Origin of the sequence: Escherichia sp. AM3 (genome assembly GCF_032029835.1) — a bacterium.
In the GTDB taxonomy this organism is placed as follows: domain Bacteria; phylum Pseudomonadota; class Gammaproteobacteria; order Enterobacterales; family Enterobacteriaceae; genus Escherichia; species Escherichia coli.
In genome coordinates this window covers 1-231 of the sequence record NZ_JAVUPQ010001353.1, presented here as the reverse complement: position 1 = coordinate 231, position 231 = coordinate 1, and the positions used below count along the sequence as shown (strand labels likewise).

2 pseudogenes are annotated in these 231 nt (G+C 36.4%); both read right to left on the bottom strand.

The window, feature by feature from the left end:
• Window positions 1-96 (bottom strand): annotated as a pseudogene (locus RTW80_RS31030) (protein tyrosine phosphatase); the annotation flags it as partial.
• Window positions 97-98: 2 nt separating this feature from the next.
• Window positions 99-231 (bottom strand): annotated as a pseudogene (locus RTW80_RS31025) (polysaccharide export protein Wza); the annotation flags it as partial.

Sequence of the window (231 nt, the reverse complement as noted above, 5' to 3'; positions counted from 1 at the left end):
AATTTTTTTATTCGGTAATAACTGTCTTAAAAACCGTTCACCAATAGGTGAACGACAAATATTTCCAGTACAGACAACTAATATTGAATCAAACATAACTATGGCCAGTCCTTTATAAATTTCGCAGTTTCAGTCATGTCATGAACTCCAGTAATCGTTGGTACCAGTTGCGAAATTACTCTGTTCCAACGAACCAATGGCGCGGTAGTGACATAAACAATATCATAAGGC